Annotated in this window: 15 protein-coding genes; 12 read left to right on the forward strand and 3 right to left on the reverse strand. The window is 64.5% G+C overall.

Going from position 1 to position 17680, the window contains the following annotated elements:
• Positions 1–269 precede the first annotated feature (269 nt).
• From pyk to B0G71_RS01400, 6 genes are all read left to right on the forward strand, one after another.
• Positions 270–1706 (forward strand): pyruvate kinase, encoded by a 1437-nt coding sequence (gene pyk / locus B0G71_RS01375; protein WP_116148257.1) that lies wholly within the window; start codon positions 270–272, stop codon positions 1704–1706.
• Positions 1707–2022: 316 nt separating this feature from the next.
• Positions 2023–3087, forward strand: coding sequence for a class II fructose-bisphosphate aldolase (gene fba, locus B0G71_RS01380; protein ID WP_106284084.1), 1065 nt, complete (start codon positions 2023–2025; stop codon positions 3085–3087).
• A 132-nt stretch (positions 3088–3219) separates the two neighbouring features.
• Positions 3220–4110, forward strand: a complete 891-nt coding sequence (locus tag B0G71_RS01385) for a phosphoribosylaminoimidazolesuccinocarboxamide synthase (protein WP_012434235.1) — start codon at positions 3220–3222, stop codon at positions 4108–4110.
• A gap of 223 nt (positions 4111–4333) precedes the next feature.
• Entirely contained in the window at positions 4334–4852 is a 519-nt protein-coding gene (purE, locus tag B0G71_RS01390; protein ID WP_106284085.1) for a 5-(carboxyamino)imidazole ribonucleotide mutase, read from the forward strand.
• 112 nt (positions 4853–4964) lie between these two features.
• Positions 4965–6161: a 5-(carboxyamino)imidazole ribonucleotide synthase gene (locus B0G71_RS01395; RefSeq protein ID WP_116139248.1), complete on the forward strand. Its 1197-nt coding sequence runs from the start codon at positions 4965–4967 to the stop codon at positions 6159–6161.
• A gap of 10 nt (positions 6162–6171) precedes the next feature.
• Positions 6172–7212, forward strand: a complete 1041-nt coding sequence (locus tag B0G71_RS01400) for an L-threonylcarbamoyladenylate synthase (protein ID WP_116139250.1) — start codon at positions 6172–6174, stop codon at positions 7210–7212.
• 107 nt (positions 7213–7319) lie between these two features.
• Here B0G71_RS01400 and B0G71_RS01405 read toward each other — a convergent pair whose 3' ends face one another.
• The 3 genes from B0G71_RS01405 to dacB all read right to left on the reverse strand — a co-directional run bounded on the left by B0G71_RS01405 (position 7320) and on the right by dacB (position 11558).
• On the reverse strand, positions 7320–8570 hold the full coding sequence (locus B0G71_RS01405; RefSeq protein WP_116139252.1) for an SGNH/GDSL hydrolase family protein: 1251 nt from the start codon (positions 8568–8570) through the stop codon (positions 7320–7322).
• 94 nt (positions 8571–8664) lie between these two features.
• A complete protein-coding gene (locus B0G71_RS01410; protein ID WP_116139254.1) occupies positions 8665–9627 on the reverse strand; it encodes a sterol desaturase family protein in 963 nt (320 codons plus the stop codon).
• 188 nt (positions 9628–9815) lie between these two features.
• Positions 9816–11558: a D-alanyl-D-alanine carboxypeptidase/D-alanyl-D-alanine-endopeptidase gene (gene dacB, locus B0G71_RS01415; protein ID WP_116148259.1), complete on the reverse strand. Its 1743-nt coding sequence runs from the start codon at positions 11556–11558 to the stop codon at positions 9816–9818.
• A gap of 222 nt (positions 11559–11780) precedes the next feature.
• Between dacB and B0G71_RS01420 the strand changes: the two genes are divergently transcribed.
• From B0G71_RS01420 to B0G71_RS01445, 6 genes are all read left to right on the forward strand, one after another.
• Positions 11781–12443, forward strand: a complete 663-nt coding sequence (locus B0G71_RS01420) for a response regulator (RefSeq protein WP_116139256.1) — start codon at positions 11781–11783, stop codon at positions 12441–12443.
• A gap of 4 nt (positions 12444–12447) precedes the next feature.
• Positions 12448–13749: an ATP-binding protein gene (locus tag B0G71_RS01425; RefSeq protein WP_116139258.1), complete on the forward strand. Its 1302-nt coding sequence runs from the start codon at positions 12448–12450 to the stop codon at positions 13747–13749.
• Positions 13750–13905: 156 nt separating this feature from the next.
• Positions 13906–15420: a DegQ family serine endoprotease gene (locus tag B0G71_RS01430; RefSeq protein ID WP_116139260.1), complete on the forward strand. Its 1515-nt coding sequence runs from the start codon at positions 13906–13908 to the stop codon at positions 15418–15420.
• Positions 15421–15718: 298 nt separating this feature from the next.
• Positions 15719–16216, forward strand: coding sequence for a carboxypeptidase-like regulatory domain-containing protein (locus B0G71_RS01435; protein ID WP_106284092.1), 498 nt, complete (start codon positions 15719–15721; stop codon positions 16214–16216).
• Between the two features lie 163 nt (positions 16217–16379).
• The gene (locus B0G71_RS01440) at positions 16380–16772 is read left to right on the forward strand and encodes a DUF427 domain-containing protein (protein ID WP_106284093.1); all 393 of its coding nucleotides are present in this window, start codon (positions 16380–16382) and stop codon (positions 16770–16772) included.
• A gap of 33 nt (positions 16773–16805) precedes the next feature.
• The gene (locus tag B0G71_RS01445) at positions 16806–17567 is read left to right on the forward strand and encodes a CoxG family protein (RefSeq protein ID WP_106284094.1); all 762 of its coding nucleotides are present in this window, start codon (positions 16806–16808) and stop codon (positions 17565–17567) included.
• Positions 17568–17680: the final 113 nt, after the last annotated feature.

The following is a 17680-nucleotide window of genomic DNA, read 5'->3' on the forward strand; positions in this document are numbered from 1 at the left end:
TTGCGCTCGCGGAGTTGACCACTGCCGGCGAGGCAGCGGAATTGCCCAGCGCAGATGCTGTGCAGACCGCCTCGCCATCCGCAGAACTCCCCGACGAAGAACTCGCCCCGCAGCCGGCACCTCCCGTGCTGGTCTCGAACACCGCTTCACCCAATAAAGCGACGCTGGTTTCAACCGGCGCGCAGCCCCCGGCAGCATCTTTCGGTGCGCAGCCTCCGCATCCGACTCGCAGCGCTCTTTCCAGCGATCTCACCCAGACGAGGAGACTCATGCATCGCGCCACCAAGATTGTCGCCACCATCGGACCGGCTTCCAGCACGCCGGAAATCCTGCTGCAAATGATGCAGGCAGGACTGGACGTGGTACGGCTCAATTTCTCGCACGGCACCGCCGACGACCACCGCCAACGCGCCGAATTCGTGCGCGAGGCGGCTCGCCAGGCCGGCCGTGAAGTCGCCATCATGGCGGACCTGCAAGGCCCGAAGATCCGGGTCGGCAAATTTGAAAACGGCAAAATCAATCTGATCGCCGGCGAGCCGTTCATCCTCGACGCCGACTGCGAACTCGGCAACGAAGAGCGCGCCGGTCTCGACTACAAAGACCTGCCGCGCGACCTGAAAGCGGGCGACGTGCTGTTGCTCAACGACGGCCTGATCGTGCTGAACGTCGCGCGCGTGATCAACAACGAGATTCACACCGTTGTGAAGATCGGCGGCGAGCTGTCGAACAACAAGGGCATCAACCGCCAGGGCGGCGGTCTGACGGCGCCCGCGCTGACCGCCAAGGACATGGAAGACATTCGCACCGCCATGTCGCTCGGCGTGGATTACGTCGCGGTATCGTTCCCGAAGAACGCCACCGACATGGAAATGGCCCGTCAGCTGGCGAACATCGCCGGCGCGCCGTTCGGCATCAAGCCGAAGATGATCGCCAAGATCGAGCGCGCTGAAGCCATTCCGGCGCTACAGGGCATTCTCGATGCATCGGACGGCATCATGGTCGCGCGCGGCGACTTGGCCGTGGAAGTGGGGAATGCCGCAGTCCCCGCGCTGCAAAAGCGGATGATTCGTATGGCGCGCGAATCGAACAAGTTCGTGATCACCGCCACGCAGATGATGGAGTCGATGATCCACGCGCCGGTGCCGACCCGCGCCGAAGTGTCGGACGTCGCCAACGCGGTGCTCGATGGCACGGACGCGGTGATGCTGTCGGCGGAATCGGCGGCGGGCAAGTATCCGGTGCAGACCATCGAAACCATGGCGGCGATCTGTATCGAAGCCGAGAAGTCGGAGCAGTCGGAGCTGGACAAGGATTTCCTCGACCGCACGTTTACGCGGATCGACCAGTCGATCGCGATGGGCGCGCTGTTCACGGCGTTCCATCTCGGCGCGAAGGCGATCGTGGCGTTGACCGAGTCCGGCTCGACCGCGCTGTGGATGTCGCGTCACTGGACCCACGTGCCGATTTTCGCGCTCACGCCGCGGGTCGGCAGCGAGCGGGCCATGGCGCTGTACCGCAACGTGACTTCGCTGCATCTGGACACCAACACCGACCGCGACACCGCGTTGCAACAGGCGTTGGAGACCGTGGTCAGCAAGGGTTACGCGTCACTCGGCGACATGGTGGTGCTGACCGTCGGCGAGCCGATGGGTCAGGCCGGCGGCACGAATACGCTGAAGATCGTACGGGTCGGCGAACCGTATTGAGCGCGTGTGGTGCGTGGGATCGGGGTCGGTGCTGAAGCGCTGGCTCTGATCGACATGTGCTCTGCTCGATCGGCACGCTCTGCGTCGGACCGGAGTGGGTGCTGAAGCACAAACTCCGGTCGACAGCTTTGATTGGCCGAAGCAGGCTGCCATGCTCCGCGAGAGGCGGCGCACAGGCTCCAATCGCGCGTCGAGCGGTAAGGACCGCTCCGCGCTTTAGAGACTGTGTGAACGGGTATGTAGCTTGCTCCGAGACCAACTCGCAAAAAAAGATGCCGACGGCACAAGATTTCGTTTCAATCTATGGAGTTATTGCATGCCTCTCGTATCAATGCGTCAACTGCTGGACCACGCCGCCGAAAACGGCTACGGCCTCCCGGCATTCAACGTGAACAATCTGGAGCAGGTTCAGGCGATCATGGCGGCGGCCGACAAGGTCAACGCTCCGGTCATCATGCAGGCGTCGGCCGGCGCGCGTAAGTACGCGGGCGAAGCGTTCCTGCGTCACCTGATCGAAGCCGCGGTCGAGTCGTATCCGCACATTCCGGTCGTGATGCACCAGGATCACGGCCAGTCGCCGGCGGTTTGCATGGCGGCGATCCGCAGCGGTTTCACCAGCGTGATGATGGACGGTTCGCTCGAAGCCGACGGCAAGACGGTTGCGTCGTACGAGTACAACGTGGACGTGTCGCGCAAGGTCGTGGAAGCGGCTCACTCGATCGGCATCACGGTGGAAGCGGAACTGGGCGTGCTCGGTTCGCTGGAAACCATGAAGGGCGACAAGGAAGACGGCCACGGCGCGGAAGGCACGATGACGCGCGAGCAGTTGTTGACCGACCCGGAGCAGGCTGCCGACTTCGTCAAGCTGACCCAGTGCGACGCGCTGGCCATCGCGATCGGTACGTCGCACGGCGCGTACAAGTTCAGCAAGAAGCCCACGGGCGATATTCTGTCGATCCAGCGCATCAAGGAAATTCACCAGCGCATTCCGAACACCCATCTGGTGATGCACGGTTCGTCATCGGTGCCGCAGGAACTGCTGGCGGAAATCCGTGAATTCGGCGGCGACATGAAGGAAACCTACGGCGTGCCGGTCGAGGAAATCCAGGAAGGCATCAAGAACGGCGTGCGCAAGGTCAATATCGACACCGACCTGCGTCTGGCGATCACCGGCGCGATCCGCCGCTACATGGCGACCAACCCGGGCAAGTTCGATCCGCGCGATTACCTCAAGCCGGCGCGCGAAGCCGCCATGAAAATCTGCGTCGAGCGCTACACGCAATTCGGCTGCGAAGGCCAGGCTGGCAAGATCAAGCCGGTTTCGCTTGATAAAATCGCGGAGAAGTACAAAGCAGGCGAGCTTTCGCAAGTCGTCCGCTAAGCTATCAACAGGCTCCGCGCCTGGCCGTTTGGCCAGGTTGCCGTTAGACCGCCGTTCCCGCATCATCCGGGGAACGGCGTTTCCCTTTTGTTCCGGTCACACTTTTTGCCTCACTTTTAGCGAACCACGACGATGTCTACCCTCTACGAATCCACGCTCCGCTCGCTGCCGCTGCTCGGCCGCGGTAAAGTCCGCGACAACTATGCGGTGGGCAACGACCAGTTGCTGATCGTCACGACCGACCGTCTGTCGGCGTTCGACGTCATCATGGGCGAGCCGATTCCGAATAAGGGACGCGTGCTCAACGAAATGGCGAACTTCTGGTTCGAGAAACTGAAGCATGTGGTGCCGAACCACCTGACGGGCGTCGCGCCCGAGTCCGTGGTGGCGGCCGACGAGGTCGAGCAGGTCAAGGGCCGCGCGGTCGTCGTGAAGCGCCTTGAGCCGATCCTCGTCGAAGCCGTGGTGCGCGGCTATCTGGCCGGCAGCGGCTGGAAAGACTACCAGGCCACCGGTTCGGTGTGCGGCGTCGAACTGCCGCCGGGTCTGCAAAACGCGCAGAAGCTGCCCGAGCCGATTTTCACGCCGGCAGCCAAGGCCGAAATGGGCCATCACGACGAAAACATCACGTACAACGAGATGGAGCGCCGCATCGGCACCGAACTGTCGGCCACGATCCGCGACATCTCGATCAAGCTGTACAAGGAAGCGGCCGACTACGCGGCCACGCGCGGCATCATCATCGCGGATACGAAGTTCGAGTTCGGTCTGGATAATCACGGCAAGCTGTATCTGATGGACGAGGCGCTGACTGCGGATTCGTCGCGCTTCTGGCCGGCCGACCAGTATCAGGTCGGCACCAACCCGCCGTCGTTCGACAAGCAGTTCGTGCGCGACTGGCTCGAAACCCAGCCGTGGAAGAAAGAGCCGCCGGCGCCGAAGCTGCCGGACGACGTGGTCACGAAAACGGGCGAGAAGTACCAGGAAGCGCTCGAACGCCTGACCGGACATAAGCTCGCCTGATTGCGCGCAGCGGTTGGCGCGCGCGAGAAAGCGTGGGCCGCCGTGGCTTGCCCGCTCCCGAGGAAGCCGCCTCTGCAATCACGGCCTCGCCGGGCGGCGCGAAGCGACGACTTTGTGGCGCTTCTAACCGGGCGCCGGGCCGCCGCTAACTATTCCGCTCCGCCGGGGCGTCTGGCGCGAAGCGACAGCGCCGGGCGCTCTCAAGAAACAAGGAAGCCGTAAGATGAGTGAAGCACAAACCGCCCATACGCATGGCGCGCCGGTTATCGGCGTGCTGATGGGCTCCAGTTCCGACTGGGAAGTCATGAAGAACGCCGTGGCGATTCTGCAGGAATTCGGCGTGCCCTACGAAGCGAAGGTCGTCTCCGCGCATCGCATGCCCGACGAAATGTTCGCCTATGCTGAAAGCGCGCGCGAGCGCGGCATTCGCGCGATCATCGCTGGTGCGGGCGGCGCGGCGCATCTGCCGGGCATGCTGGCCGCCAAGACTACGGTGCCAGTGCTTGGCGTGCCGGTGGCGAGCAAGTACCTGAAGGGCGTCGATTCGTTGCATTCGATCGTGCAGATGCCCAAGGGCGTGCCGGTCGCCACATTTGCGATCGGCGAAGCGGGCGCGGCGAACGCGGCGCTCTTCGCGGTGTCGCTCCTGAGCGGCACGAGCGACGAGTATGCGCAGAAGCTGGCTGCGTTCCGCGTGCGCCAGAACGAAGCGGCTCACGCCATGGTGTTGCCGGCGCTGTAAGCGCACGAATTGATTGCTTGAAGACGTCCCCTGTCCGACCCCCGGCCGGGTGCCTGACATCGCATTGCACGCACGCACTGCATACAGCACCTGGCCGCGACCGACCACTAAGATGAACCCAGACAACACACCGGTTTCACCGATTCTGCCCGGCGCATGGCTTGGCATGGTCGGTGGCGGCCAGCTTGGCCGCATGTTCTGTTTCGCTGCTCAAGCCATGGGCTATCGCGTTGCCGTGCTCGATCCGGACGAAAGCAGTCCGGCGGGCGCCGTCGCCGATCGCCATTTGCGCGCCGCTTACGACGACGAAGCTTCGCTGACCGAACTCGCGCGGCTGTGCGCGGCGGTGTCGACCGAATTCGAGAACGTGCCGGCCGCGAGTCTCGACTTCCTCGCGCGGACTACGTTCGTGAGTCCGGCCGGGCGCTGCGTCGCCGTAGCCCAGGACCGTATTGCCGAGAAGCGTTTTATCGCGTCGTCGGGCGTGACGGTGGCGCCGCACGTGGTGATCGAATCGTCGGATGCGCTGGCCGCGCTCGACGATGCGAAGCTCGAAGCCGTGCTGCCGGGTATTCTCAAGACCGCCCGCATGGGCTACGACGGCAAAGGCCAGATTCGCGTGCGCAACGCCGAGGAAGTGCGCGAGGCGCATGCTTCGCTCGCCGGCGTGCCGTGCGTGCTGGAAAAGCGTTTGCCGTTGAAGTTCGAAGTGTCCGCGCTGATCGCGCGGGCGGCGAGCGGCGCGTCGGTGGTTTATCCGCTCGCGCAGAACACGCATCGCGACGGCGTGCTGTCGCACACCATAGTCCCGGCGCCCGATGCGAGCCCCACGCTCGTCCAGCAGGCGCAACAGGCCGCACTGCAAATCGCCGACAAGCTCGGTTACGTCGGCGTGCTGTGCGTCGAGTTCTTCATTCTCGAAGACGGCTCGCTGGTGGCCAATGAAATGGCGCCGCGCCCGCACAATTCCGGCCACTACACTGTCGACGCCTGCGCGACCAGCCAGTTCGAGCAACAGGTGCGCGCCATGACCGGCATGCCGCTCGGCGACACGCGCCAGCATTCGCCGGCTGTCATGCTGAACATTCTCGGCGACGTGTGGTTTCCGGACGGCCCGAAGCGCGCGGCCGTCACGCCGCCGTGGCATGAAGTCGCCGCCATGCCGGCAGCCCGTCTGCATCTGTACGGCAAGGAGGAGGCACGATGCGGCCGCAAGATGGGCCACGTGAACTTCACGGCTGCCACGCTCGAAGAAGCGCGCACGGCGGGACGCGATTGCGCGCGGCTTCTGCACATCATCACGAGCTGACACGAGCATCATGCCGGATCAACCGAAACACGCCGAAGCCGCATTGCCGGTGAGCGCCGCGCAGATCGAACACGCGGCGGCGCTGCTCGACGCGGGCAGCCTGGTCGCGTTTCCCACGGAGACGGTCTACGGTCTCGGCGGCGACGCCGAGAGTCCCGACGCCGTCGCGCGCATTTACGCGGCGAAGGGTAGGCCGGCGAATCATCCGGTGATTGTGCATCTCGCGCCGCAAGGCGACCCGAACTATTGGGTCGAGCATTTGCCTGCGGAGGCGCAGCGGTTGATCGACGCGTTCTGGCCGGGTCCGCTCACGTTAATTCTGAAGCGCGCCGCGCGCATTCCGGCGGCGGTGAGCGGCGGCCAGGATTCGGTGGGATTGCGCTGCCCCTCGCATCCGGTCGCGCAAGCGTTGCTCGATGCGTTCAATGCATTGCGCGGCGGACACGGCGGTGTTGCGGCGCCGTCGGCGAACCGGTTCGGACATGTGAGCCCGACTACGGCGCAACACGTGCGCGACGAGTTCGGCGACACGATTCATGTGCTGGACGGCGGCGCGTCGGATGTCGGTATTGAATCGACCATTCTGGATTTGTCGCGCGGCTTTCCGGCGTTGTTGCGGCCGGGGCGTGTAACACCGCAAGACATCGCCGACGTGCTCGGCGAGGCGCCGCGTTTGCCCGACGGCTCGGACGCGACTGCGCCGCGGGCTTCCGGCACGTTGAAGGCGCATTACGCGCCGCGCACGCCGCTGGCGCTGTTGCCGTTCGTCGCGCTGGAGCCTTTGCTTGCCGCGCGGCAAGCGGATGAGCGCGTGGCGTTGGTGGCGCGTGCGTCGCGAGCCGGACATTGGGCCGATGCCGAAGGCGTGCATTTCATCGCGGCGCCTGAAGATCCGCATGTCTACGCGCGTGAGTTGTATGGCTTGCTGCGGGCGCTGGATCGCGCGAACGTGACGCGGATTCTGATCGAGAAGCTGCCGGATACGATTGAGTGGATCGCGGTGAATGACCGGCTTGGCCGGGCGGCCGCCGCGTTCGAAGCGCAGGGATAATGCCGGCAGCACGGCTGCATCAGCCGCCGGGCCTCTCATTCACCACAGCAAAGAAAAACGGCGGATCGAGCTTCGATCCGCCGTTTTGCCTGCAACGTCTCGCCTGATTACTTCCCCAACCCCGTCGCAGCGATCTGCTGCTGCACGTACTGCGCGAACAACGCGTGCAGGTGCGTGCTCGGGTGCACCGTATCCGCGAACATATAGGTCTGGTCAGCGCCAGCCACCGTATACGTCTGCGGCGAGCAGAACAGCGACGAGCCGAACTGGGCGCCGTACTGAGCCGGCGTCAGCCCGTTCGTCGCGCTCGGATTGGCGGTGGCGTATGCGGTTGCGTTGGCCTGCATCGACGTCAGGTTACACGCCGTGCCGGTGTTGGACACCGTGAAGCCCAGCGCCTGGTAGTTCGGCAGTTGCTGATCGATCCACGTGAACGCGTCGGCCACGATGACCTTGCCCGTACCCACCAGGCCGAGAGCCGTCAGGTTCTGCACCAGCAGATAGTTATACGCCGCGGTAATGCCGGACAGCAGTGCAGCCGTGCCAGGCGTGCTTGCGTTGGCGGCGACGCCGAGCGGTGTGTTGCCGATGTCCGGCACTGTCGACACCACCACGTGAGTCGCGCCCGAGCCGACGATTTTCTGGACTTGCGCAGCGAGCTGCGTGGCGGCCTGCGCGATCTGCGGATTGGGCAACTTCTGCAGGTAGCCGACGATGAACGCCACTTGGCCCGCTTGCGAGTTCGGCAGTGTGCCGGCTTGCACGAGCAGCGGATATTGCGTCTGTAGCGCGGCGCCCAGCGCCGTCAGATTGGCGGTGGTCCCCGCGAACTGGAAGATGTCGTTCGCGCCGCCGTTGATCAGCACGAGTTGGTTCGGATTGAAGCTCGCATGCGCGCCCAGGTAGTTGGCCACCTGCGTCACGACCGGCACGGTCGTCGCGGCCATGTTGTTAGGCGCCCAACCCTGGCCTTGAGCATTGACGACGTCCGAGCCCCCTTGTGCATAGCCCAGGCCACCCGTTGCGACCAACGGCTGGCCGAAGCCGCCGAGGTAGGCCGGCGTCAACGTGTCGCCGTAATACTCAGCGACCTTCTGGGTCCACACTTCACCCGGGTTCGTCGTGAAGCGGCCGCCGCCGAAGCTCCCCTGAATGACCGGCGAGTACGTGCCGACATCCGACAAGCTGTCGCCGAACGACACGACCTGCAATTTGACTCCGCCCGCAGGCGTGCTGCTGGCGTTATTGTTATTGTCGCTACCCCCGCCGCAAGCCGCGAGCAGAGCGAAGGCCGTGCTGGCCATGGCGATCTGCGTGACACGCAGCCAATGTTGTTTCCGCGATGCTGTTTGCTTCATGTTGACGACATCTCCTCGTATGTGTGGCCCTTATGCCATGTGTTGCAGGCAGCGCCCACCGCTTAGGCGGCGTGACGACAGCTTACAGAATCTTCTACGGCCTGCGTGGTGTTTGAAATGCGGCCGTATGGTCTTGCTTCGCGCGCGTAGCCTCGCCCGAATATTCGACTGAATTCATGCGCGCTCCCGATGAACCGGCGGCGCGCCGCGCATGATAATCCGCCGCCCACGCGGGCGGCGCAAACAGCGCACGCAGTTTGTTGCGCCAACCGCGCACGCTCGCGAAGTCGGCGGTCATCGACGCCCATTCGTGAAACGTCGCCTTCAACGGGTTGTAGGTGTGAAGCGGCTCGACGATGCCGTACACCGGCGCATCGCGCAAATCTTCCTCGACGTAGCTGCCGAACAGGCGATCCCAGATCACCAGCACGCCGGCATAGTTGCGGTCGATATAGCGGTCGTTGCGCGCGTGATGCACGCGATGAATCGACGGCGTATTGAACACGTTTTCGAGCCAGCCGAGTTTGCCGATGGCCTGCGTATGCACGAAAAACTGAAAGCCGAGATTGATCAGCACGATCGCGACGATCTGCTTCGGCGGAAAGCCGAGCACGGCGAGCGGCGTCCAGAACAGCCACATGCCCGCGACCGGATACATCAGGCTCTGACGGAACGCGGTCGAAAAATTCATGCGCTCCGACGAGTGATGCACGACATGCGCGGCCCACAGCCAGCGCACGCGATGACTGCAGCGGTGGAACACGTAGTAGAGCAGATCCTGCGCGATGAACAGCACGCCAAACGAGACCCAGCCCGCCTGCCACGTGTAGATGCGGTAGTGATCGTAGAAGAACGCGTAGACCGGAATGATGGCGAGCCACGCGAGCTTGTCGGCGGCTTGCTGCATCAGAGCGAGCGCGGCATTGCAGAGCGTGTCGCGCCAGCTATAGAGTTGCGCGCCCGGTTGCGTGCGCCGCAGGTGCCACGCCTCCCAGCCGATGCATGCGAGAAAGACCGGCGCCATGGCGAGCAGCAGCAATTCGGCATCGAATTGCATTGTGTCTTCCTCCGTGGTCCCTGGCCGCCGCGCTGTGCGCAGCGGATGTTGTCGTTTTTGTTCGAGCGGGACCGTAATCGATGCACAGCCCCGGCGCCACGTCCAGCGTATTACGCGCGCCTCAAACACTGCCCGACAGCGTACACGCTTGAGCACGTTGCCGCGCGCGGCTTCGCTAGAAGGAACACTCAGTGAGCGCCACGCGCGTGCGGGTTTTTCCTGGGCTTGATGCTGCGTGGTTCAACGACCGGATCGGACACCTTGGTGAAGCCCTGCGACGGTCCTTGATACACCCATTCGAGCAGCGCGTCGTGCGCGGCGCGCGCGGCTTCCGAATGCGGATCGTTGATCAGGCTGACCACCACGTAACTGTTACCGTCCGCCGAGGCCACATAGCCCGCGATTGCCCGAACGTCGCGCAAGGTGCCCGTCTTGATGTGCGCATTGCCGCCCGCGCCCTGGTTGGTCAAGCGGTTGCGCATGGTGCCGTCGACGCCCGCGATCGGCAGCGACTCCACGAAGACCTGCGCGACCGGACTCGCGTTGGCTCGCTGCAATAGATCAGCGAGTGAGAGCGCGGTGACATGCTCTTCGCGCGAGAGGCCCGAGCCGTTATCCAGCGTCAGATATTCCATGTCCACGCTATCGCGGCGCAGAAACGCCTGGATTGCGCGCGCCGATTTGGCGGTCGTCGCGGGCCCTTTTTCCTCGGCGGCGCCGATCGTCAGGAACAGGTTGCGCGCCATCGTGTTGTTGCTGAACTTGTTGATGTCGCGAACGATGTCGGACAGCACCGGCCCCTGATGCGTCGCCACCAGTTTGGCGCCGACGGGCACCGCGCCTTCGTGCGTCGCGCCGCTGAACGTGCCGCCGGTTTGCTGCCAGAGCGCGAGAAAACCGCCCGCAAAAAAAGCCGAGTGGTCGAGTACCGCGACATTGATTGTGCGCGGGCCGCAGCGCATCGAATAGTCGCCGCTGAACGAGGCCACGACGGTGCCGTTCGGTTGCGGCGTGACAGTGGGCGACACCGAGGCCGCGTCGCCGCGGCACGGGCCGTTCACCGCGTGCATCTGGTTGTCGATCTGCAACTGCGCGAGCGCGGGCAGCACGTCGATCGCGACGCTGCCGTCGGGCGACGGCGTCAGCGTGAACGACAGCGATTTGAATGCATACAGCAGCGGATCGGGGCCGACGTTGTACGGCGCGGTGGCGTCGTCATCGAACGGCGGAAGGTCGCGTGTGGACGGATCGAAGTAGCGCTTGTCGAGCACCAGTGCGCCGTCTATGCCGGTGATGCCCGCCTTATGGATCTTCTGCACGAGATCGATCAGTTCTTCCGGCACGAGCTTCGGGTCGCCCGTGCCCTGAATGTAGAGATTGCCGTGCAGCACGCCGTTCGCGTCGATGGTGCCGTCCGCGTAGGCGCTGGTGCGCCAGCGGTAGTCCGGGCCGAGTATCGACAGGCCCGAGTAGGTGGTGACGAGTTTCATCGTCGAGGCGGGCATCATCGGCTTGCCGGCGTTCAGTGCGAGGATCGGCGTGCGATCGCCGACTTTCTCCACGACCACGCTGATCGACGACAAGGGCACGTGCGCGCGCTGCAAGCCCAGCATCACCGACTGCGGCAAGACCGTGGTGACGTTGACGCTCGGACGCGTGGCCTTGACGCGAGCCTGCGCGACTAGCGGCAGCGATGCGCCGCAGCCGAGCGCGGCGCAGGCGACGAGCCATGTCACGGCGCGCGGCGCGAACCGGCGCGGCAGATGTATGGTGGAAGCGGTTGTTATGGCCGAAGCTGCGCGAGCCACGCCATCGAACGGCTCAGTGAATGTGCCTGGAGCGGCGGAAACAGAAGCGGATCGCGTACGCAGCGCGACATGACGAACATACTTGATGCGGCGTGCAAGAGAAACCAGAAAAGCGTGCGTCATGGACGGGCGAAAAAGCAAAATGTCAGGGCGTGGGGCACGCGGCAATCCCGGCGGCGCCGATGGATCGCGTTGGCGCGCGGACGCAAAACGCCGGCCGCGCGAAGCAAAGCGCCCATTGTAGAGAGTTGCCGCCAGGCTGCGGTGGAAAATGCGCCACGCGGCGCGCATGCAGGGAGCGGGCGCTAGAATGCGGCATCATCGAACGATTCGGAACGGATAACCATGCGCATCTTGCTAGTCGAAGACGACCGGATGATTGCTGAAGGCGTGCGCAAGGCGCTGCGCGGCGAAGGCTTTGCGGTCGACTGGGTGGAAGACGGCGAAGCGGCGCTCAGCGCGGCGGGCAGCCAGCCTTACGATCTCGTGCTGCTCGACCTGGGCCTGCCCAAACGCGACGGCCTCGACGTCTTGCGCACGCTGCGCTCGCGCGGTCACGCGCTGCCGGTGCTGATCGTCACCGCGCGCGACGCCGTGGCGGATCGTGTCAAAGGCCTCGACGCCGGCGCCGACGATTACCTCGTCAAACCTTTCGATCTCGACGAACTCGGCGCCCGCATGCGCGCATTGATCCGGCGTCAGTCCGGACGCAGCGATTCGACCATTCGCCACGGCAACCTGACGCTCGATCCCGCCTCTCATCAGGTCACGCTCGACGGCGCGCCGGTCGCGTTGTCGGCGCGAGAATTCGCGCTGCTCGAGGCGCTGCTTGCGCGTCCCGGCGCCGTGCTCTCGAAGAGCCAGCTCGAAGAAAAAATGTACGGCTGGGGCGAGGAGATCGGCAGCAACACGGTCGAGGTCTACATTCACGCGCTGCGCAAGAAGCTCGGTGCGGAGCTGATCCGCAACGTGCGCGGTCTGGGCTACATGATCGCGAAGGACGCCTGAGCCGATGCGTTCGATTCGCCGTCAATTGCTGGTCTGGCTGCTGGCGCTGGTGCTGCTCGGCGTCGGCATTGCGGGTTGGCTGATTTACCGGCAAGCGCTGGCCGAAGCCAACGAACTTTTCGATTACCAACTGGAGCAGATCGCCGCCGCGCTGCCGTCGGAACCGTTCTCCCAAGTGCTCGGTTCGCGCGACACCGGCGACGAGGGCATCGTGCTGCAGATCTGGAATCGCAACGGCGTGCTGATGTACTACTCGCGTCCGCGTGCGCCGCTCGCGCCGCGCGCCGAACTCGGGTTTTCGACCGAGCACACGGATCGCGGCGAGTGGCGCGTGTATGGCGCGATCGTCGGCGATAACGTGGTGCAACTGGCGCAGCCGATTTCCGTGCGCAACCGGCTCGCTGCGAATGTCGCGTTGCGTACGCTGTGGCCGTTGATCGTGCTGCTACCGTTGCTGGGGCTCGCGGTGTGGGTGGTTATCGGTCGCGGACTCAGGCCATTGCGGCGCGTGACCAGCGCGCTCGACGCGCGTCATCCCGAAGCGCTCGATCCTTTGCCGGATCAGCGCTTGCCGCTCGAAGTGCAGCCGCTGGTGCGCGCGCTGAACGGTCTGCTCGCACGGCTCGCCACCGCGCTCGATACTCAGAAAGCATTCGTCGCCGACGCCGCGCACGAACTGCGCACGCCGCTCGCCGCCGTGCAGATTCAGGCGCAACTGGTGGCGCGCGCGAAGGACGATAGCGGCCGCAGCGAAGCGCTCGCCGATCTGCAAGCCGGCGTGACACGCGCCACGCGTCTTGCGGAACAGCTATTGGCGCTGGCGCGTTCTGAACCGGACGGCCTTGCCGCCACCGACGCGGTCGATCTGCGCGCGCTGCTGCAAGAGTGCGTGGTGGCTTACGCGCCGCTTGCGCTCGATCGCGGCGTCGATCTCGGCATCGAGGCGACCGAATCCGCCACCGTGATCGGCGATGCCGACGCGTTGCGCGTGATGTTCAACAATCTCGTGGATAACGCAACCAAGTACACGCCACGCGGCGGACGTGTGGACGTCAGCCTGCATGTCGAAGAGGGACACCCGGTCGTGCGGATCGCCGACAGCGGGCCGGGGATCGAGCCGGCCGAACGCGATCGCGTGTTCGATCGTTTTTATCGCGCGGGCGCCGGCGCGAATCGCGTCCGTACGGACGTGGCGGGCACCGGTCTGGGTCTGGCGATCGTGCGCCGCATCGCCGTGCAGCATCATGCCGCCGTATCGCTCGACGAGTCGCCGGCGGGCGGCTTGCAGGTGAGCGTGCGATTTTGAAGGCAAGGCTTTCTGTTCGTAAAGAGACTTAAAGAGGGCTTAAACAGGCCTAAATAGCTGGCTGGAAGCGATCTGTCGCTGCTTAAGACTCTTTTAAGCGATGCCACGTACGCTTCGAGACATCCAAAGTCTCTTTCTCCCAGTCAGGAGTACACGATGAACGCGAAAACCTTGTCCCGCAGCGCCGTTGCAATCGCCGTCGCCGTAGCGCTTTCCGCCGGCTATGTAGCGGGGCATCGCGACGTGCCCGCGCCGCAGGTGATCTCGCCGGCGCAAGCCGCGATGATGCCCGCAGAAGCCGCCGCTAAAACCGGCATTCCCGACTTCTCGGGCCTCGTCGAAACCTACGGTCCGGCCGTGGTGAACATCAGCGCGAAGCACGTCGTCAAGCAGACGGCGCTGCGCGGCAATCCCGGCAATGGCAACGGCAATCAGTTGCCGATCGATCCGAGTGACCCGTTCTACCAGTTCTATAAGCATTTCTTCGGCGGCATGCCGGGCATGCAAGGCGGCGGCGACGGCGGCGATGCGACCGATCAGCCGAGCGCGAGCCTGGGCTCGGGATTCATCGTCAGCAATGACGGCTATATCCTGACTAACGCGCACGTGGTGGACGGCGCGAACGTCGTCACAGTGAAGCTGACCGACAAGCGCGAGTTCAAGGCCAAGGTGGTCGGCGCCGACAAGCAGTCCGACGTCGCCGTGCTGAAGATCGACGCGAGCAATCTGCCGACCGTGAAGATCGGCGATCCGCGCCAGAGCAAGGTCGGCCAGTGGGTCGTCGCGATCGGCTCGCCTTACGGTTTCGACAACACGGTGACCTCGGGCATCATCAGCGCGAAGTCGCGCTCGCTGCCTAACGAAAACTACACGCCGTTCATTCAGACCGACGTGCCGGTGAACCCAGGCAACTCGGGCGGACCGCTGTTCAATCTGCAAGGCGAAGTGATCGGTATCAACTCGATGATCTATTCGCAGACGGGCGGCTTCCAGGGCCTTTCGTTCGCCATCCCGATCAATGAGGCGATCAAGGTCAAGGACGACATCGTCAAGACCGGCCACGTGAGCCGCGGCCGTCTCGGCGTGGCGGTGCAGGGCATGGACCAGACGCTCGCCAACTCGTTCGGCATGCAGAAGCCGCAGGGCGCGCTGGTCAGCTCGGTCGATCCGGGCGGCCCGGCGGCCAAGGGCGGCTTGCAGCCGGGCGACGTGATCCTGTCGGTGAACGGCGAACCGGTCAGCGACTCGTCCGATCTGCCGGCGCAGGTCGCAGGTCTGGCGCCGGGCAGTTCTGCAACCGTGCAGGTCTGGCGCGACAAGGCCACCAAAGACCTCAAGGTAACCATCGGCTCGTTGTCGGATGCGAAGGTCGCTTCGGGCAAGGCCGATCAGCCGACGCAGTTGCAAGGCCGGCTCGGTGTGGCGGTGCGGCCGCTGACGCCGGAAGAGAAGAGCGGCGCGTCGGTTTCGCACGGTCTGCTGGTGCAGCAATCGGGCGGCGCGGCGGAAAGCGCCGGCATTCAGCCGGGCGACGTGATTCTGGCGGTCAACGGCCGGCCCATTTCGAGCGTCGATCAACTGAAACAGATCATCGCCGGCGCCGGCAACAGCATCGCGTTGCTGATCCAGCGCGACAACTCGCAGATCTTCGTGCCGGTGGATCTCGGCTGATGCGCGAGAGGCGAACGGCATAGCCGCTCGTCCGGTTGGAAGTTTGACCGACGCTGCGGCTGATCTCACCGCGAGTTGAAGTAATGCTTGTCGGTCCGTTGCATTTAATGCCGGCGGACCGGCAATTTTTATTGGACCTTTGCATTGAAGAAGGGCGCCGTGCGCCGCCCGGCGTGGCATATGGCGGTCTCCATATGACTCAGCCCACGGCTTGGCACGCAGGTTGCGTCTGCTTTGATCCGGGCCCATCGCGGGAAACCGGAGAAGCAGGCATAGGACTTCAACAAGGAGCGAACCGATGAAAACCCAACGCAATCAGCGAAGGATCGTAGCCGCCGCGGTCGCCGCAGCGCTCACGCTCGGTCTGGCGGGTGGCGCATACGCACAGCAGGCAAGCGATACGACCGGCGGCACGACCACCGATCAAACCAGCGCGGGCAACGCCAATGGCGGCGGCCTGCCGCAAATCCAGCAGCAAGGCGACGTCTCGTTCGTGTCGGGCGGCGTCGGTCTCGACGAATCGAAGGCATTGCAACAGGCGCAAAGCCAGTGGCCGCTGTCGCTGCGCTTTACGGGCCCGGGTTCCGACTTTCTCGCCGACGTTCATGTGCGTCTGGTCGACGCGCACAACGGCGAGGTGCTGAGCACCACGTCGCGCGGGCCGTATATGCTGGTGAAAGTGCGCCCGGGGCGCTACACGGTGCACGCTCAATACAAGGACCGCGACCAGTCCAAATCGGTGACGATCCCGGCCAAGGGCACTGCGAAGGCCGCGTTCTACTGGAACACGCAGTAAGACACGCAGTAAGCCCGGCGCCGTTACGGGCGGTGGTGTGGTTAGCGCCGCACTGCGTGCAGGAAGGTTGCGCAATCGGCCGGACTTTGGCCGATAATGAAGCCACGGGCACCCCCCGTGGCTTTACTGTTTGCACGACCGCACATCATCACGGAGCCGAGACATGAGCGATGCCTTGACATCTCACGGTAGCCCCGACGCGAGCGCAGGCGCGCACACCATCGTGATCACCGGCAACAGCCACCGGGTGCGGATGATCCACGGCGGCGTCACCATGGCCGATACGCAGGCGGGACTGACATTGTCGGAAACCGGTCTGGCGGACGTGTTCTATTTCCCGCGCTCGGACGTGAACATGGCCCGGCTCGAGCGCTCGACGCACACCACGCACTGTCCGTTCAAGGGCGACGCGTCGTATTTCCATCTGCGCACGGAAGACGGCCTGATCGAGAACGCCGTGTGGAGTTACGAAACGCCGCTCGAATCGGCGATGAAGATCAAAGGGTATCTCGCGTTTTACGCATCGCGCGTCGACCGCATCGATCAGACGTCCTGATCCCGCTGTCGCGCGTTCATCGGGGAGGCTGGCATGGAACTGAACGACGCGTTACGGATTCCACTTGCGCCGTCCGACGTCTGGGAAGCGTTGCAGGATCTCGCGCTGCTGCGCGCCAGCCTCGACAATTGCGAGTCGTTCACCCGCCTCGCGCACGGCGAATACGAGCTGATCATGACCGTGCCGCTCGGTCCGCTGCGCGCACGCTACCAGGCGCGTGCCCACGTGGCCGGCCAGGATTCCGGTCCGGCGGATGCGCAGCGTCGCACCATCAATTTCAAAGCGCGGGCCGAGGGCATCGGCGCGTTGCGCGGCCAGATCGAAGTGCGCTTGCGCGCGGACGAAAGCGCGCACGCCGCCGACAGGGAGCGCAGCACGCGGATCGATTACACCATCTGGGCCACCTCGTCGGGCCCGCTCGCGGAACTGCCGACGCGGCAACTCGAAAACGCGCTGCATCAACTGGCCGACGACTTTTTTACGGAGTTCGATGCTGTCGTGCGCGCGAAGCACGGGCAAGGTCCTAATCGCGCCCGGGGTTCGGCGGTGCGCCGCCAGCATGTGTTTCTGCGGCCGATCACGCTCGGCAGCATGGCGCGGCGAGTAAGGTCGGATCACGGCAATGCGCTGCCCGGGCGCGCGGCCAGCGCGTCGCACGGAGCCGCGCATGGTGTGTCGCACGGGGTTCCGCATCACGAGCCGAGTCCTCACGCGGTCCCGAACTGGGCTTGGGCCGCGATGATCTTTCTGGTCGCGCTGCTGTTGTATGTCGCGCGCTGGATCAGCGAGCATTGATTCTGCCAGGTGCCTGTCGTAGCGGCGGCGCAAGCGCGGCGGGTAGCGCCGCTGTCGTGTCCATGCGACTACGAAATTCCGGTGGCCTGCTACGAAACGTCGTCAGCCGAGCA

This window comes from Paraburkholderia sp. BL27I4N3 (genome assembly GCF_003386115.1).
In the GTDB taxonomy this organism is placed as follows: domain Bacteria; phylum Pseudomonadota; class Gammaproteobacteria; order Burkholderiales; family Burkholderiaceae; genus Paraburkholderia.

Coding starts and splice junctions, on each gene's coding strand:
- fba (WP_106284084.1), top strand. CDS start 2,023: ATGCCTCTCGTATCAATGCGTCAACTGCTGGACCACGCCGCCGAAAAC.
- purE (WP_106284085.1), top strand. CDS start 4,334: ATGAGTGAAGCACAAACCGCCCATACGCATGGCGCGCCGGTTATCGGC.
- dacB (WP_116148259.1), bottom strand. CDS start 11,558: ATGACGCACGCTTTTCTGGTTTCTCTTGCACGCCGCATCAAGTATGTT.
- B0G71_RS01435 (WP_106284092.1), top strand. CDS start 15,719: ATGAAAACCCAACGCAATCAGCGAAGGATCGTAGCCGCCGCGGTCGCC.
- B0G71_RS01440 (WP_106284093.1), top strand. CDS start 16,380: ATGAGCGATGCCTTGACATCTCACGGTAGCCCCGACGCGAGCGCAGGC.
- B0G71_RS01425 (WP_116139258.1), top strand. CDS start 12,448: ATGCGTTCGATTCGCCGTCAATTGCTGGTCTGGCTGCTGGCGCTGGTG.
- B0G71_RS01420 (WP_116139256.1), top strand. CDS start 11,781: ATGCGCATCTTGCTAGTCGAAGACGACCGGATGATTGCTGAAGGCGTG.
- B0G71_RS01395 (WP_116139248.1), top strand. CDS start 4,965: ATGAACCCAGACAACACACCGGTTTCACCGATTCTGCCCGGCGCATGG.
- pyk (WP_116148257.1), top strand. CDS start 270: ATGCATCGCGCCACCAAGATTGTCGCCACCATCGGACCGGCTTCCAGC.
- B0G71_RS01410 (WP_116139254.1), bottom strand. CDS start 9,627: ATGCAATTCGATGCCGAATTGCTGCTGCTCGCCATGGCGCCGGTCTTT.
- B0G71_RS01430 (WP_116139260.1), top strand. CDS start 13,906: ATGAACGCGAAAACCTTGTCCCGCAGCGCCGTTGCAATCGCCGTCGCC.
- B0G71_RS01400 (WP_116139250.1), top strand. CDS start 6,172: ATGCCGGATCAACCGAAACACGCCGAAGCCGCATTGCCGGTGAGCGCC.
- B0G71_RS01385 (WP_012434235.1), top strand. CDS start 3,220: ATGTCTACCCTCTACGAATCCACGCTCCGCTCGCTGCCGCTGCTCGGC.
- B0G71_RS01445 (WP_106284094.1), top strand. CDS start 16,806: ATGGAACTGAACGACGCGTTACGGATTCCACTTGCGCCGTCCGACGTC.
- B0G71_RS01405 (WP_116139252.1), bottom strand. CDS start 8,570: ATGAAGCAAACAGCATCGCGGAAACAACATTGGCTGCGTGTCACGCAG.